Here is a 17,887-nt window from a genome sequence, read left to right as displayed (position 1 = left end):
CCTTAACAAAATAGGTCTTAACTATCAATCTATTACAAAATAAAACTTGATAAAACTATTAATTTACTCTAAAAGAATTTGATAGTTTTATTAAAATAATTAAATATACAGGTAGGTAAATACGTCGTTAATTCGATGCTATCTAGATGTTATTTGGGCAATAATCTGAGTAATTGTGCATCATTACCGTCTTCAAGTGTCCACACTTGCCCGTCTACTGCTAGCACACTGCGTACACGCTCTCCCATGTCATAGCGATAACGCTCAGCCGCGGTATTGTCGTCGTTTATGCCCACTACGATAAGCGCTTTAGATGACAAGCCACTTATAAGCGCATTGCCCTGCCAGCTAGGAAAGTCATTATGAGTACCAGCCGCATAGATGCTCATAGCAGATGGTGATATGACAGGTGTCCAAGTAATTTTGGGTGCCGCAAACTCTGGCTTTGTGTCATGGTCAGGAATGTCTAAACCTGAATAATTGCGGCCATTGGATACCACTGGCCAGCCATAATTGTTACCCTTCTCAATAATATTAAATTCATCCCCGCCCTTTGGTCCCATTTCGTGCGCCCAAAGCTGTCCACTATCATCAAATGCCATACCAAGCACATTGCGATGTCCGATGGTCCAAAACTGTTTGGCCAACTCATTGTCAGTAAACGGATTGTCTGTCGGAGCGTTACCATCAGGACTTAACCGTATTATCTTACCCAAATTGCCATTCATGTCTTGTGCTGGGTCTTTGTCTTGACGCTCGCCTGAGCTGATATATAGATGGCGGCCATCGGGCGAAAACAGCAAACGATGACTATAATGTCCCTGCCCTGTGACTTTCGGAGACTGTTGCCAGATAGGCGTGATATCTTGCAACGTAGGTGTGGCTGTCTCTAATCCTGAGAGTGTCGCCTTGATCACTTTGGCACCAAATTTATTGCTATCACTTCCTGTTCCTGCTTCTGCGTAGCTAAGATAGACGGTATTGGACGTCGCGAAATCTGGAGCCACGATGATGTCTCCCAAGCCGCCTTGACCACCGTAAGCGACTGTAGGAATGCCTTCGACTTTAGTCTTATTACCCGTCGCGGTATCTACGATAAATAGCTCACCTGTTTTTTGTGTTACTAGTAATTTTGGTGCTTTGCTATCTGCAATGGGTAACGCTGTCATAGCCCAAGGCTCATCAAAGGTAGCGATTGCTTTGGTGGTAAAGTCAGGCTTGCTAGTCTTTGTTTGTGTAGTGCTTTTTGTGGCGGTTTGAGCATCGTTATCTGAAATGGAAACTTCTTGAGATTCTGTTGCGGTACTTTTATTATTACTAGTACTTACTGCTGAAGGATTGGAGCACGCAGCAGTGCTAAACAACAACGCTGCAACAATTAGCGGCGAAGTTAAAGGCATATTTATACGTTCAATATGGGTTGTCATCGTTCTGTTTCTCCATTCAGTTGATACTTATACTATTAGTCATTGATTTAGTTATAGCATAGTCCTGAGACTTAAGAGATATCGAAATGGTAAAAAAACAGTAACGTAAATCGCGCCTTATAAATAAAAACCCCTTACCTACAATTGTAGATAAGGGGTTGAATTACGCGTACAGTTGGGTCATAAAGACGTCAAGGATAAACTGATTAGCTCATTCTAAGCTTATCAAAAGTTAGCTTGTCATCGGCACCCACATCGACTTTGATAATATCACCAGCGACAAAATCACCTGCTAATAGTTTCAATGACAATGGGTTTTCGATCTCTTGTTGAATGGCACGCTTCAAAGGACGAGCACCATAAACAGGGTCATAACCCACGGCAACCAATTTATTCATCGCATCTGCTGACAGCTCAATATCCATCTCACGCTCTTGGATACGCTGACGTAATCGATCCAATTGAATATCCGCAATACCTGCCATCTGCGACATACCAAGCGGATGGAAAACTACGATTTCGTCAATACGGTTGACGAACTCTGGACGGAAATGCTGCCCAACAGAATCCATTACTTCCGCTTTGATATCCTCGTAGCTCTCGCCAACCATTTCTTGTATCTTGTGCGAACCCAAGTTACTGGTCATGATGATCACGGTGTTTTTGAAATCTACTACACGACCTTGCGAATCGGTTAAGCGACCATCATCCAATACTTGCAGCAAGATGTTAAACACATCAGGATGCGCCTTTTCTACTTCATCGAACAATATGACGCTATATGGCTTACGGCGTACGGCTTCAGTCAACGTACCGCCTTCTTCATAACCGACATAACCTGGAGGCGCGCCCACCAAACGACTGACACTGTGTTTTTCCATATATTCACTCATGTCGATACGTACGATCGCATCTTCAGAGTCAAACAAAAAGTTTGCTAGTGATTTGGTCAGCTCGGTTTTACCAACACCCGTAGGTCCCAGAAATAAGAACGAACCAGAAGGACGGTTGGGGTCAGATAAGCCTGCACGGCTACGACGTACCGCATTGGCCACCGATTCGACCGCTTCGTTTTGACCGATAACACGCTCATGGAGCTTTTCTTCCATTGCTATCATCTTGTCACGCTCGCCTTGCATCATTTTGCTGACTGGAATACCAGTCGCGGCCGCAACCACTTCGGCGATTTCGTTGTCTGTCACCTTATTACGTAGCAATTTGACACCGCTACCTTCACCTGTCTGCTCTTTTTGCTCTGCCAAGTCAGACTCATGAATACGTCGTTCTAACTGCGGAATGGTTTCGTATTGCAGCTTACTCATGGTCTCATAATCGCCTTCGCGGCTAGCCTTGTCATACGCAATACGGGCTTTATCTAGCTCGTCTTTTAGCTGTTGACTGCCTTTGACCAGTGCTTTCTCTGCCTGCCAAACCTCGTTGAGATCAGCATACTCTTTTTCCAATTCCGCTATTTGCGCATCGAGCACTTTACGCTCGGCTTGCGCGCCAGCATCTTCTTCATTTTTGAGCACTTCACGCTGCATTTTTAATTGAATCAAACGGCTATCAAGCTTATCTAATGATTCAGGTTTACTGTCCATCTCCATGCGCAGACGACTGGCCGCTTCATCAATTAAATCAATCGCCTTATCTGGTAGCTTACGATCGGTGATATAGCGGTGACTCATGCGCGCAGCAGCGATAATGGCACTGTCTTGAATATCGACGCCGTGATGCAGCTCGTAACGCTCCTTTAGACCACGTAATATCGCAATGGTATCTTCGACCGTTGGCTCATCGACCAGCACTTTTTGGAAACGACGCTCAAGCGCGGCGTCTTTTTCGATGTACTTACGGTATTCATCCAGCGTTGTCGCCCCGACACAGTGTAGCTCACCACGTGCCAATGCAGGTTTTAGCATATTGCCAGCATCCATCGCGCCTTCAGATTTACCCGCACCAACCATCGTGTGCAGCTCATCGATAAACAAGATGACATTACCTTCTTGCTTAGCCAAATCACTCAATACGCTTTTGAGACGCTCTTCGAACTCACCGCGGAATTTTGCCCCTGCAATGAGCGCACCTAAATCTAACGACAGCACTTCTTTACGGCGCAGACCTTCTGGTACATCACCATTGATGATTTTCTGTGCTAAGCCTTCAACGATAGCTGTTTTACCAACGCCCGGCTCACCGATAAGTACAGGATTATTTTTGGTACGGCGTGACAGCACCTGAATAGTACGGCGAATCTCTTCGTCACGGCCAATGACTGGATCTAGCTTGCCAAGCTCTGCTTGTTCAGTTAGATTAATCGTATATTTATTAAGTGCATCACGCTGATCTTCGGCGTTTTGGTTATTCACCGTATCATCACCGCGCAATTGCTCAATCACCGCTTTTAGTTTGCTTGCCGTTACGCCAGCACTTTCAAATATCTTTTTGGTTTCGCCCTGCTCAGCGAGTGCCAACATCACCCATTCTGTTGCGATAAAATCATCGCCTTCTTTTTGCGCCTGACGATCAGCCAAGTTCAAGATTTTTACCGAGTTTGGGTTAAGGTTGACGTCACCTGTCGGCTCCGAAATCGTTGCTTGATTATCCAATGCTTTGGCCACGCCATTTTTTAGCGCTGGGATAGAAGCACCTGCTTGTTGGCAGATAGATAAATTAGATTCATCTTGTAGCAACACGGCAAGCAAATGCACAGGATCAATACCTGTATGATCGCGACCTAACGCTAGACTTTGTGCTTCTTGAATAGCGGACTGCAATTTTTGAGTAAACTTCTCAAATCTCATGTCTATATCCTTTTATAATTGGTATTCTCAGTAGCACCTCTAAGGATTATCTTATTCCAGTGCCCACTGTTATCTGTCACTTATATAAGGTATATATACACCTATTTCAAGACGATTACCAAATAAAACCTTACTTAAAGCAATGATATTTATTATTAATAATATTTAAATGATTTATTAATATTAGTTAAAAGTAGTTAAAAGGTAAGAAACGCTATTCTATCAATGCAAATAAAAGATAAATCTCCATTAAATACGTTAATGAATAATGCATCTACTTAATATAAATTAGATAACAATCCGACTATTCTACTCCACGATTTCGATAGGAGTACCAAGTGTCACTGCATCCATAATTTCATCCATCTCATCATTGGCAACAGCGATACAGCCATCTGTTCAATCACGTCGTTGATTAAACAATGCCAAATACCCAAAGCCATTCATTTGCCCATGAATCATAATATCGCCACCTGGATTGACCCCTAATGACTTTGCTCGTGTCTTGTCCTCATCATTGGGATAGCTAATATGAATAGAGCGATGCGCAATAGAGTTCTCATTTTTATAATCTAAGGTATAAATCCCAACGGGCGTACGCTGGTCGCCCTCTTGTTGCTTGTGACCTGATGGACTTTCCCCTAGCGCAATACGATACGACCTAATAACTTTACCATCGCTCATCAGTTTTAAGATTCGATCTGATTTGTCGACGAAGACTCGGTCAATGACTGTAGAAGGAGGAATGGGATTCTTGGGTTTTGAGGTGCTTTTGACATAAGCAATAGCGCTGGTGCTGACAATGGCAGCTAGACTAAGACCAATGATAATGGGCAACCAAGGCGTACGCTGCTCTTTTGATGAGTAATATTTTTTATAAAAAAATGGCATAGACTCTGACTCCCATAATTAATTTTTTGTCATTAATCATATGTATCAAAGCACTATGCCAGATTCTGTAGATACGTTTTGTGCAAAAGTGATGAATCACTCAATAGACTGCTACACCATACGAATTGCACCATCTAAGCGAATAACTTCACCATTTAGGTAAGCATTATCGATGATATGAGTCACCAATTTGGCAAACTCATTGGGAGCGCCTAAACGTCTAGGATATGGCACACCTGCTTCTAGCTGCTCACGTGCCTTTTCAGGAATACTGTCCATCATCGGCGTAGCAAAGACACCTGGTGCGATGGTCATAACGCGTATACCATGACGTGCCAGCTCGCGAGCAAGTGGCAAGGTTAGACCAACCACACCTGCTTTAGACGATGAATAGCTGGCTTGACCTACTTGTCCGTCAAAGGCTGCTATAGAGGCTGTATTAATAATAATACCTTGATCTGCATTCTTTTCTACATAGCCGCCTGCATTGCTATCATTAGCTATACGCTTGGCAATGCTAGCAGCGACCAAACGGGCGACATTAAATGAACCGACCAGATTAATATTGACCCCGCGGCTAAATGACTCAAGGTCTGCCGGATTATTATCACGATCTAGCAGTTTTTGTACCACTACAACACCCGCACAATTGATAGAACCTTGTAAGCCGCCGAAAGCTGACTCAGCCATCTCAACGGCTGCTTGCACTTCATCGCCGTTGGTGATGTCACAGCGCACAAAGCGCGCACTATTACCCAGCTCAGCGACTAGTGCTTGCCCTGCTGATTCGTTTAGATCAGCGATAACGACGTTACCACCTTGATCTACAATCGCCCGAGTCACTGATTCACCTAATCCTGATGCCCCGCCTGTGACCAAAAAGCTGTTTTCTTTAACTTGCATGATTATTCCTTTAAATTTTTGCTTCTTATTAGATGTTTTTCTATTAAATTTATAGACGCTTTACCAAGTTATTTATGCAGCAGACAGACTACGCAGCAAAAAGCGTTGTATCTTACCACTTGGCGTTTTCGGCAGTTCTGTCACAAACTCGACCTCACGTGGATAGGCATGAGTGGATAGACGTTTACGTACTAGCTCTTGGATTTCTTTGGCGATTTGCTCACTGCCTTCGATGCCATCTTTTAGCACCACATAAGACTTGATGGTATGACCGCGCACTTCATCTGGCACGCCTACCGCCGCAGACTCTGCCACTGCTTCATGCTCTAATACGGTGTTTTCGACATCAGTGGGGCCTACGCGGTAACCTGCGGTAATAATAATGTCATCATCACGTCCTGAGAACCAGTAGCTGCCGTCACTATGACGCTCGACCACGTCGCCTGTCAGATAGTAATCATCTACAAAGGCTTGTTTTTCATTCCAGCTATAACCACGGAAATAGAACGCAGGTGACTGACTGACGACAACTGCCAGTTGCCCTTGCTCACCATCGGGCAGTACATTCATATCATCATCTAATACGACTAGCGTATGACCTGGGAGCGCCATACCCATCGAACCAACAGGACAATCATGTGCCAGTGCATGATGTGCACAGCAAGTCATGCCAGTCTCTGTTTGCCCATATTGGTCTTTGACTTGGCACGCCAGATAGGTTTCAACCCAGTTGACCACTTCGGTATTCAGCGTCTCTCCTGCCGAGTTGGCACAGCGTAAAGACAGCTTAGCATTAGTATCGTTATGAGCGCCTTCATTAACACTATCAAACACGCCACTAGATTTCATCATTCGAAATGCAGTTGGTGAAGAGGCTAAATTGGTAATCTTATGACGTACCATAAAGTCACGGGTATTGGTCGCGTCGAATCCTGCTTCATTAAAATAAGTGGTGATGCCCAGTAGCAAAGGCCCTGTGATGGCATAGTACAAGCCATATGCCCAGCCAGGATCGGCCATGTTCCAATACTGATCATCTTCGCGTAGATCGATGGCATAACGCATATATAGGTAAAAAGCAGGTAATGCAGCCAATGGAACGCTGACCCCTTTTGATTTACCAACCGTACCAGAGGTAAACATTTGCAAAAATGGTGCATCCGTATCGAGCAATACTGGTTCCATCGTTTGCGATTGGGCTGCCATAGACTGGCCATAGTGATCGTCACCCCATGTCTGGGCATCTTCCATACTGCCGACCAATACCATTTTGGTTTGCTCAGCCAAATCTTCAAACTTGCTGCGATTTTCTAAGTTAGTAAAAACGACTTTGGTGTCGGCTTTATCCATCCGATACTTGATTGAATCATAGCCAAAAGCAGTAAATAGCGGCTGATATACGGCTCCGATACGCCATGTTGCCAATACAACAGTAAGTAGCTCAGGCGTGCGCGGTAGCATGGTCGCTACCTTATCTCCCGCTTTTACCCCATACGACTGTAGCAAGTTAGCGATTTGAGCACTCGCTTTATCAAGCTCACCAAAACTCATGCGTGTTATGTTGCCTGCCGTGTCTTCGTGTACTAGCGCAGCATTGTCAGCGCGACCATCGCGTACATGGCGACCACAGCAAGCCATATAAGCATTTAGTCGATCGTTCACCTGCTCGCCAAAGATTTCTGACAGCAATGTATTCATATTAAAATTATTATAGTAATCGGTATAGTTTTTTGGTGTGACGGTAGTATCTGTATCAATATTCGTCGGAGTTTGAGAGGCGGTGTTCATAAGCTAATCCTTTAGCAATAGCAAGTAACTGGTAAAATGGTATTTATGATTGCAAAACGGTCACATCCTATAGACCGTTTCATAGGTTCGTATTTATCATGCCCTATTAGTAACGCATTTTTACGTTTATTTCAATACATAACGTATCATTTTTATTTTATAGAAATAAAGATAATCCATAACTAATTATCATTAATTCGCTATAAGTCCACGAAGACACCTACAATCAATAGCCAAAATACTGCCAAATATTTTCAATTTCCTATTAAAGAATTAACACCTCAATATTATTATTTAAAACCTCACACTTAAACATCAGCTCTTAAAAACCCTAACAATGCTTTTTCTTCATAGCTTTGGTATTTTTTGGTTCGTCCACGGCGGGATTGTTTGTAAGCCTCAAAGAATTGCCCTGCCAAAAAGCGCTCAATGACAATGGGATGAATATAAGAGGCACGGCATACGGTCGGCGTGTTGCCTAGTTCTGCTGCCACACTTTTTACCATATCAGTGACTAATTGCTGTCGCTCAGCGCTTTCTGGTGCACTGGCAAGTATGCTAGCACCTGCAGACGTTTGTAGCTCATCATATAGGTAGCTTGCCGCGAGTACACTGGCCATCCATGTGCGAAAATCCTTTGCGCTGTACAGCTTGCTTTCACAGTCCATGCCACACGTATGCATCCGTAAGTAATCATTGATATCGCTACTGTCGACGACTTGCTTATGTCCGTTGTCATCTAGATATTTGAATATCTGATAACCTGGTAGTTCAGAGCAGGCCTGCACGATGTCAATCAATCGCTCATCTTGCAGCTCAATATGGTGTTCTTTTGCGCTTTTTCCGACGAAATCAAACGCCAGTCCATTGTCGGTTTCACTGACATGCTTACTGCGTAGCGTACTCAGACCATAGCTTTTGTTTTGCTTGGCGTAGCGGCTGTTACCGATACGAATCAAAGTGGTCTCTAGCAATTTAACAACGGCAGCGAGTACGTTGGTACGTGATAACGACTCTGCTTCCAAATCTATCTCCACCTGCGCGCGTAGATTGGGCAATGCCTCTGCAAATCCTATCATCGCATCAAACTTTGCTTGGTCACGGATATTGTTCCATGACGGATGATACAAGTACTGTTTGCGTGATTTTTCGTCTCGCCCTGTTGATTGCAGATGGCCTCTTTCATCTTGACATATCCAGACCTCTGACCACATAGGCGGTATCACCAATGCATCAAAACGCTGACGCAATGCTTTGTCTTTGACCGTGTTGCCCGTTGCATCACGATAAGTAAAGCCGCGACCCCAACGTCTACGCTCGTAGCCCGGTTCATCGTCACTCACATAACGCAAATTAGCACGGCGTGCGAGATGCTCGTAATCATGACGCACGTCTTTGGTCATTGTTTGCTGGCTTGCCTTTACTGTTGCCTTTGTCATAAACCTGTATACCTTTAATAATTCATGGCTTTAGCATAATTAATGACGGTAGTTTTTGCTGTTTATTTGGCACAGACAAAGTGTAATGCTGTGTAAAACATGGTTTTCAGGATAGTAGCTTAAAATTTATTTGAAATATGACACAAAAAAAACGCCAAGCATAAAATACTTGGCATTTTTCGTTTTGATACTGCTATAACTTAGAAGTCGTTATTTACCATATACACATAGATAAGCGGTTTCGACGTCTACTTTTACTTGGAACTTTTGATTGGCTTCAACCGTGAATTGCTCGCCAGCGTTAAACGTTTGCCACTCATCACTCTCTGGCAGCTTAACCGTCAATGCACCGCTCACCACGCTCATGGTTTCGAATTCACTGGTGCCAAACTCATATTCACCAATTTCCATGACGCCGACAGTCGCAGGCTTGGTCGCCGTTTGAAAAGCAATAGAAGTCACTTTATCATCAAAATAATTATTAACGCTTGGCATAATTTTCCTTAATTAAATATTGGTTACTATTTTAAAACGGCTGCTTATTTAAAACGGCCTTTTACAGTCCTGCTTTTAGACTCGCTTCGATAAACTGATCGAGGTCACCATCTAGCACCGCTCCGGTGTTAAAGGTTTCAACACCCGTACGCAAGTCCTTGATACGTGAGTCATCGAGCACGTACGAGCGAATTTGACTGCCCCAACCGACGTCAGACTTGCCATCTTCGACTGCTTGCTGTGATTCCATACGTTTTTGCATTTCAAGCTCATACAGCTTAGCACGCAGCATTTTCATCGCGGTGGCTTTGTTACCATGTTGACTACGCTCATTCTGACAGGTCACTACCACGCCCGACGGCTCATGGGTAATACGTACCGCAGAATCTGTCGTGTTTACGTGCTGACCACCCGCCCCAGATGAGCGATAGGTATCGATACGCAAATCCGCAGGATTGATATCAATCTCGACGTTGTCGTCAATCTCAGGCGAGACAAACACCGCAGCAAACGACGTATGACGACCATTATTACTATCAAATGGTGATTTACGTACTAGACGATGGACACCAATTTCGGTACGCAACCAACCAAAGGCATAATCACCTTTAATCTCAATGGTTGCCGACTTGATACCAGCCACGCTACCTGAGGACACTTCAATCACATCTACTTTGAAGCCATGAGCTTCTGCCCAGCGTGTATACATGCGCAGCAGCATCTCAGCCCAATCTTGCGCTTCAGTACCGCCACTGCCTGACTGAATATCCAAGTAGCAGTTGTTTGGATCCATCTCACCGCTAAACATTCGGCGGAATTCTAAATCAGCGACACGTTTCTCGGCGCTATCTAGCTCGCTCTGCACATCAGCTAGCAAGGACTCATCTTCTGCTTCGACTGCCAACTCTAGCATAGCAGACGCGTCCTCTAGTGTGGTTTCAAGAGAAACCACCACATCGATGACACCGTCAAGGTGACTTTTTTCTTTATTAATTTTGGTCGCGCGCTCTGGATCGTTCCATAGCTCAGGGTTTTCTAACTCTAAATTGACTTCTTCTAAGCGTTCTTGCTTACCATCGAAGTCAAAGATACCTCCGCAAGTCCTGCCCACGCTCTGATAAATCTTTAATCTGTTCTTGATACGGATTGATTTCCATAAATATTCCTGTTTTTCTAATAAAATAAATAACGCATGTGGCGCTATTTTAAATGAGATTGATACTAAATGGTTCGCTAATTATCGCTGATGCCAATGTTGCTACTATTACTATCTTAAATAATCTAGATCGACCAATCTTCTACTGCCCATCGATGGGCCAAAGCATGTGCATGTAACGCATCATCAGGTGATACGCAAACGGCCACATCAGCCCATTCGAGTAACGGAATATCATTTTTGGAATCTGAATACGCATACGTTTTTTCAAACGTGATACCAGAGGCTTGCTGTTTATTTAGCCATTTATCCAAATGGTATATTTTGCCCGCTTGAAAGTTTGGTCTGTCAGTTAGCTTACCTGTATAGCGATTATCTTTGATCTCTAATGGCGTTGCCAATACATTGGCTTCTTCTACACCAAAACGCTTGGCAATGGCCGACACTACAAAATCATTGGTCGCAGAAATAATCACTACATCGTGCCCTTGCTCAATGTGCTGACACAATGCTTCCATTGCTTTTGGGCGAATATGTGGCTCGATTTCGCTTTTGATATAGTCTTCTCTTAGCTCATCCAGTCTATCAAGCGGCAGACTGTTTAAAAACTGCGCGACAAACTCATTGTACTCTGTCGCGTCTAGCGTGCCTTCAATATAGTCATTATAAAATTTCTGATTGGCAGTACGGTACTGCGCCTCATCGACAAGGTCATGCTTTACGATATACTCACCCCAGAGATAATCGCTATCGACATCAAGTAATGTATGATCTAAATCAAATAGTGCCAGTTGTTTTTGTTTTGTTTGTGCTTGATTTGCCTGCATGGTGAGACCTTATCGTTGGTTGCGAAAAAATATGAATTATTTAATAAAATTGGGTACATTATGCATTAAGGCTGAGCGTATTAATTGAACAGTCTATCAATGAAATAAGTATGCGCCCTATCGTCTATCTATTTAAACTTAGCTCGTTTACTTACCCTTAGTCAGGCATTGCTATTTCTGTTAAGCCTGTTTTAAATTTCTGGCAACGCTCAGCATAATGTAGCGCTGACATTTTTAGCATCGCGGCTTGCTCATCTGTTAGCGTCTTGACCACTTTTGCAGGCGCGCCCATCACTAGCGAGTTATCAGGAATAACCTGACCTTCAGTAATCAAGGCTTTCGCCCCTATCAGGCAGTTTTTACCGATTTTGACATTGTTAAGTACCACAGCGCCAATGCCAATCAAGCTATTATCACCGACTTCACAGCCATGTAGCATAGCCAGATGACCGATAGTCACGTAATTACCAATAGTGACTTTGATACCTGCATCAGTATGAATCACACTGTTTTCTTGGACATTGCTATAGTCACCGATATGAATACGATCATTGTCACCGCGTATCACTGCACCGAACCAAATATTGGCTTGATGGCCTAAATATACATCGCCCATCACTTGCGCTGAATCTGCTACCCAACCGTTGAACGGCACAGCAAACTCTGGGGTTTTGTCTAAATACTGATAAATCATAACGACTCCTTGTCATCTTCATTATTGTCATAACAAACGATCATAAAAATTGGGTCTAGCGCTTCGCTGTCCATTGTGGCAAAGCCAACTGCGAAAATCCAGCGCTATTAATACACGCTAGATGTTGATTTTGATAAAAGAGAAAGGAGTCAGTTTCTGCTTAGGCTATTTTATAAAGTCAATATCTTTATAAAGACCGGATTATTAGCCATGAAATGACTATTAATCCAGTAAATCGGCTAGCTATAACCGTCTATTTTGTATATAATACGCAAAATCTGTGCCTAAGCGAGCGGACATGATGCAAGTTACCTATTCACTATCTAGTGGGTTTTGTAGTTTTCATCAATAATGTCTTCTCGCTTTTTTGTGGAAAATTTTTGTGTGTCGCCCTTTTTTACTTTTATATGACAACAGTCAAATGCCGTAAATAAAAGGATACGGAGCAATTTTAGACCAACAAAACATGATGGCACTCACCAATAACAGCGGAGGCAATCCTTGAATTCATCGGCAGAAATACAAGCAATTTTGGCACTAGCAGACGGTACAATCTTTCGAGGTGTCAGTATCGGCAGCCTAGGTCATCGTATTGGTGAAGTGGTATTTAACACAGCCATGACAGGGTATCAAGAAATCCTAACCGATCCAAGTTATGCCCGCCAGCTAGTGACTTTGACTTACCCTCATATCGGTAATACAGGCACCAACGCTGAGGACACAGAATCTGGCAATGGCCATAAAGTATGGGCAGACGGTCTTATCATCCGTGATGCCACCATGGTAACCTCTAACTTCCGTAACTCAGAGTCACTTAGCGACTATTTACAGCGTAATGAGACAGTGGCTATCGCTGAAATTGATACCCGTCAGCTAACACGTCTATTACGTGATAAAGGTGCACAGAACGGCTGTATCATGACTGCCTCAAACGGCGAGACGATCAGTAGCGACGATGAGCAAAAAGCGATTGAGTTAGCGAAAGGCTTTGCAGGTCTAAAAGGCATGGACTTGGCAAAAGAATGCTGTACTAAAGAGAACTTCGAGTGGACAGCGGGTACCTGGGATTTATCAGACACCCTACTCAACCGCGATATCCCTGGTAGTCATGATAGCGGTACTGGCGGCTTCTTTAAGCAACTCGGCACTCACATCGATTCTAAACACAACGTAGTCGCTTATGACTTCGGTAGCAAAACCAACATCCTACGCATGCTCGTCGACCGCGGTTGTCACGTAACGGTTGTACCAGCACAGACCCCTATCGCTGATGTGCTAGCAATGAACCCAGATGGCATCTTCTTATCAAACGGCCCTGGTGATCCTGCAGCTTGTGATTACGCTATCGATGCGGTACGCCACATCATTGAGCAAACTGACGTGCCAACGTTTGGCATCTGCTTAGGCCATCAGCTGATTGGTCTGGCTAGCGGTGCAAATACCATCAAGATGAAAACAGGCCATCATGGTGCCAACCATCCAGTACAAGACTTGGCGACTGGCACGGTTATGATTACCAGTCAGAACCATGGTTTTGCGGTTGATGAAGACACGCTACCTGACAACGTTAAATCTACTCATCGCTCACTATTTGATGGTACCAACCAAGGTATCGAGCTGACCGATAAGCCTGTATTTAGCTTCCAAGGTCACCCAGAAGCCAGCCCTGGTCCACATGACTGCGCGCCATTGTTTGATAAGTTTGCGGATATGATGGAACAGTCTAAAACTGCCCAAGCGTAAACGGTTGATTATAACTACATAATAAGTAAACGCTTGAATCGTCCATAGCGGTTCAAGCGGCATTAAATAAAGCACTGCAAGCATAAGACGCCATGAGCGTTATCAAAAATAAAGATTACTCAAATTATCACCCAAACGAAGGTAGCTCTAACTATGCCAAAACGTACCGACATAAAAAGCATTCTTATCATTGGCGCAGGCCCTATCGTCATCGGCCAAGCATGTGAGTTTGACTATTCAGGCGCACAGGCGTGTAAAGCACTAAAAGAAGAAGGCTACCGCGTCATCTTGGTCAACTCAAACCCTGCGACCATCATGACTGACCCTGTCATGGCTGACGCGACCTATATCGAGCCGATTACTTGGCAAACCGTTGAGCAAATCATTGCCAAAGAACGTCCAGATGCAATCTTGCCAACGATGGGCGGACAGACAGCACTAAACTGTGCGCTAGAGCTAGACAAGCACGGTGTATTGACCAAGTATAACTGCGAGTTGATTGGTGCAACCAAAGACTCAATCGAAATGGCAGAAGATCGCAACTTGTTTGATAAAGCCATGAAGCGTATTGGCCTTGAGTGCCCTCGCGCTGAAACGGCTGAAACCATGGAAGAAGCCTTTGCTACTCAAGAAAAAATGGGCTATCCGTGTATCATTCGTCCATCATTCACCATGGGTGGCTCAGGCGGTGGTATCGCTTATAACCGTGATGAGTTCATTGAAATCTGCGAGCGCGGATTTGACTTGTCTCCAAACCATCAACTGCTTATCGATGAGTCATTGATTGGTTGGAAAGAATACGAGATGGAAGTGGTTCGTGACAAAAACGACAACTGCATCATTATCTGTGCCATCGAAAACTTTGACCCAATGGGCGTGCACACGGGCGACTCAATCACCGTCGCACCAGCACAGACCTTGACCGACAAAGAATACCAAATCATGCGTAATGCGTCATTAGCAGTACTACGTGAGATCGGTGTAGAAACGGGCGGTTCAAACGTACAGTTCGGTATCAACCCTGATACTGGTCGCATGGTCGTCATTGAGATGAACCCACGCGTCTCGCGCTCGTCTGCCCTAGCCTCAAAAGCCACTGGTTTCCCGATTGCCAAAATCGCAGCGAAACTGGCCATTGGTTATACGTTAGATGAATTGCAAAACGACATCACTGGTGGCAAAACGCCAGCCAGCTTTGAGCCTGCGCTTGATTATGTCGTGACTAAGATACCTCGTTTTAACTTCGAAAAATTCCCACAAGCAGACAACATCCTATCGACTCAGATGAAATCGGTCGGTGAAGTGATGGCAATTGGTCGTAACTTCCAAGAGTCGATGCAAAAAGCATTGCGCGGTATGGAAACAGGTGCGGATGGTTTTGATGAGCAAATTGACTTATCAAAAGTAAGCGTTGAAAAGGCGCGTAGCGAGATTATCAATCGCCTAACCATTCCAACACCTGAGCGTATCTACTACGTTGCTGATGCCTTCCGCGTCGGTATGAGTGTCGATGAAGTGTTTAACTTTACCAAGATTGACCCATGGTTCTTGGTACAGATCGAAGACATCGTTAAAACAGAAGCCACCGTAAAATCACTTGGTTTTGGCGGCTTAAACGAGAAAAATCTACGCAGCTTTAAACGCAAAGGTTTATCAGATTTGCGTTTGGCCAAATTACTTGGTATCTCACAAAAGCAACTACGCAAAAAGCGTTGGGATTTGAACGTCTATCCAGTCTATAAGCGTGTCGATACCTGTGCCGCAGAGTTTGCTACTAGCACGGCCTATATGTACTCGACGTACGATAGCGAATGTGAAGCAAACCCAACAGACAAAAAGAAAATCATGGTTATCGGCGGTGGCCCTAACCGTATCGGCCAAGGTATTGAGTTTGACTACTGCTGTGTACATGCAGCGCTTGCCATGCGTGAAGACGGCTACGAGACCATCATGGTCAACTGTAACCCTGAAACGGTTTCAACCGATTATGACACTTCTGACCGTTTATACTTTGAGCCAATCACATTAGAAGACGTGCTAGAGATTGTTCGTATCGAAAACCCTGATGGCGTGATTGTACAGTTCGGTGGTCAAACACCATTGAAACTTGCTCGTGCACTAGAATCAGCAGGCGTTAAAATCATCGGTACTAGCCCAGATGCAATCGACCGTGCCGAAGATCGTGAGCGCTTCCAGCATATGATTCAGCAGCTAAACCTAGTACAGCCATCAAACGCACTAGCAACCAGCTTGGAAGATGGCTTGGTTAAAGCAAAAGACGTAGGCTATCCATTGGTTGTACGTCCATCTTATGTATTAGGTGGCCGCGCGATGGAAATCGTCTACAATGAAGACGAGCTAAGACATTACCTACGTACTGCGGTACAAGCATCGAACGAAGCGCCTGTCCTACTCGATCGCTTCTTAGATGACGCTATCGAAGTCGACGTTGATTGTGTATGCGATGGTACTGATGTTGTCATCGGCGGTATCATGCAGCATATCGAACAGGCGGGTGTCCACTCAGGTGACTCAGCATGTTCGCTACCGCCATACTCACTGTCTAAAGAGCTATGTGACGTGATGCGCGCACAAACGGTCGCTATGGCAAAAGAGCTAGGCGTTATCGGTCTAATGAACGTACAGTTCGCGGTAAAAGGCGAAACCGTATATATCCTAGAAGTGAACCCACGTGCTGCACGTACAGTACCGTTCGTCTCTAAGTGTATCGGTACTTCGTTAGCACAGGTTGCTGCTCGCTGTATGGCTGGTACTTCGCTTAAAGATCAAGGCTTTACCACTGAGATTGTCCCAGCATTCTATGCGGTCAAAGAAGCGGTATTCCCATTTGCTAAGTTCCCAGGTGTTGACCCAATCTTGAGTCCTGAGATGAAATCAACGGGCGAAGTTATGGGCGTGGGCAAAACCTTTGGCGAAGCATTCTACAAGGCCATTATCGGTAGTAATGAGCGTCTGCCAGGTCTACCAACTGAAGGCGAGACAAAAACCGTCTTTATCTCAGTTCGTGACAGTGATAAAGCCCAAATCGCTCCGATTGCTCGTCAGCTTGCAGACTTTGGCTTTAAGATTGTCTCGACCACTGGCACGCAAAAAGTACTGAGCGACGCTGGTATCGAAAGTCAACAAATCAACAAGGTCACTGAAGGTCGTCCGCATATCGTTGATGCCTTGAAAAACGGCAAAATCGACCTTATCATCAATACTACTGAAGGTAAGCAAGCTCAAGAGGATTCGTTCTCTATTCGCCGTAGTGCACTACAAGGCAAAGTATTCTACGTCACCACGTTAGGTGCCGCTGATGCCGTCTGCAAATCTTACGCGATTGACTTACCGTTTGATGTCTATAAGTTACAAGATTTGCATGAGCAAGCAAAGTCTATTGACGTGGCTGAATAATTTCAGTAGATTAAGCATAACCGTTAGGCTTGCCTAAAAGCTCACTCAAGTATCGTTGTTTGCTTTAAATATAGCCAACCATGCTTGAGGAACGATACCTTTACCGTGATAGACCTAAAAAGCATAGTGGCTAAATTGCGACTATGCTTTTTATTACGTAAGCTTAAGTGCGCCTATGCTTGAATTGAGGTGAGATACACTCATAAATGATAGCCAACTTATTCATTACATCGTCTTAATTATCACTCTTTTATATTTTATATCCATTGCAACAACACTGACACCATCTCATTATGAGGTGGT

The 17,887-nt window shown here is 44.3% G+C and carries 12 protein-coding genes; 2 read left to right on the top strand and 10 right to left on the bottom strand.

What is annotated here, in order from left to right:
- Positions 1 to 149: 149 nt before the first annotated feature.
- From B2863_RS14310 to B2863_RS14265, 10 genes are all read right to left on the bottom strand, one after another.
- On the bottom strand, positions 150 to 1,427 hold the full coding sequence (locus B2863_RS14310; RefSeq protein ID WP_296211729.1) for a PQQ-dependent sugar dehydrogenase: 1,278 nt from the start codon (positions 1,425 to 1,427) through the stop codon (positions 150 to 152).
- A gap of 206 nt (positions 1,428 to 1,633) precedes the next feature.
- Entirely contained in the window at positions 1,634 to 4,231 is a 2,598-nt protein-coding gene (clpB, locus tag B2863_RS14305; protein ID WP_296211728.1) for an ATP-dependent chaperone ClpB, read from the bottom strand.
- Between the two features lie 399 nt (positions 4,232 to 4,630).
- Positions 4,631 to 5,122, bottom strand: a complete 492-nt coding sequence (locus tag B2863_RS14300; protein ID WP_296211727.1) for a L,D-transpeptidase family protein — start codon at positions 5,120 to 5,122, stop codon at positions 4,631 to 4,633.
- A 111-nt stretch (positions 5,123 to 5,233) separates the two neighbouring features.
- The gene (locus B2863_RS14295; RefSeq protein ID WP_296211726.1) at positions 5,234 to 6,025 is read right to left on the bottom strand and encodes an SDR family NAD(P)-dependent oxidoreductase; all 792 of its coding nucleotides are present in this window, start codon (positions 6,023 to 6,025) and stop codon (positions 5,234 to 5,236) included.
- Positions 6,026 to 6,097: 72 nt separating this feature from the next.
- Positions 6,098 to 7,813 carry an AMP-binding protein gene (locus tag B2863_RS14290; RefSeq protein ID WP_296211725.1) on the bottom strand — a complete coding sequence of 572 codons (1,716 nt, stop codon included), beginning with the start codon at positions 7,811 to 7,813 and terminating at the stop codon, positions 6,098 to 6,100.
- A 308-nt stretch (positions 7,814 to 8,121) separates the two neighbouring features.
- On the bottom strand, positions 8,122 to 9,252 hold the full coding sequence (locus B2863_RS14285; RefSeq protein WP_296211722.1) for a DNA topoisomerase IB: 1,131 nt from the start codon (positions 9,250 to 9,252) through the stop codon (positions 8,122 to 8,124).
- A 210-nt stretch (positions 9,253 to 9,462) separates the two neighbouring features.
- A complete protein-coding gene (locus B2863_RS14280; RefSeq protein ID WP_057760713.1) occupies positions 9,463 to 9,747 on the bottom strand; it encodes a pyrimidine/purine nucleoside phosphorylase in 285 nt (94 codons plus the stop codon).
- Positions 9,748 to 9,808: 61 nt separating this feature from the next.
- Positions 9,809 to 10,904 (bottom strand): peptide chain release factor 2 gene (gene prfB, locus B2863_RS14275; RefSeq protein ID WP_102078362.1). Its coding sequence is split into 2 segments (ribosomal slippage): positions 9,809 to 10,831 and positions 10,833 to 10,904, totalling 1,095 coding nucleotides; the frame shifts between segments, so codons are not numbered across the junction.
- A 124-nt stretch (positions 10,905 to 11,028) separates the two neighbouring features.
- Positions 11,029 to 11,730, bottom strand: coding sequence for an HAD family hydrolase (locus B2863_RS14270; protein WP_296211718.1), 702 nt, complete (start codon positions 11,728 to 11,730; stop codon positions 11,029 to 11,031).
- Positions 11,731 to 11,887: 157 nt separating this feature from the next.
- Positions 11,888 to 12,424: a gamma carbonic anhydrase family protein gene (locus B2863_RS14265; protein ID WP_296211716.1), complete on the bottom strand. Its 537-nt coding sequence runs from the start codon at positions 12,422 to 12,424 to the stop codon at positions 11,888 to 11,890.
- Positions 12,425 to 12,925: 501 nt separating this feature from the next.
- Here B2863_RS14265 and carA point away from each other — a divergent pair.
- Positions 12,926 to 14,167 carry a glutamine-hydrolyzing carbamoyl-phosphate synthase small subunit gene (gene carA / locus B2863_RS14260; RefSeq protein ID WP_296211714.1) on the top strand — a complete coding sequence of 414 codons (1,242 nt, stop codon included), beginning with the start codon at positions 12,926 to 12,928 and terminating at the stop codon, positions 14,165 to 14,167.
- A 153-nt stretch (positions 14,168 to 14,320) separates the two neighbouring features.
- On the top strand, positions 14,321 to 17,584 hold the full coding sequence (carB, locus tag B2863_RS14255; RefSeq protein ID WP_102078365.1) for a carbamoyl-phosphate synthase large subunit: 3,264 nt from the start codon (positions 14,321 to 14,323) through the stop codon (positions 17,582 to 17,584).
- Positions 17,585 to 17,887 lie beyond the last annotated feature (303 nt).

Origin of the sequence: Psychrobacter sp. UBA3480 (assembly GCF_002377945.1) — a bacterium.
Lineage (GTDB): Bacteria > Pseudomonadota > Gammaproteobacteria > Pseudomonadales > Moraxellaceae > Psychrobacter.
Note: the sequence above shows the minus strand (reverse complement) of the source record. Positions and strands in the feature narration are given on the sequence as shown.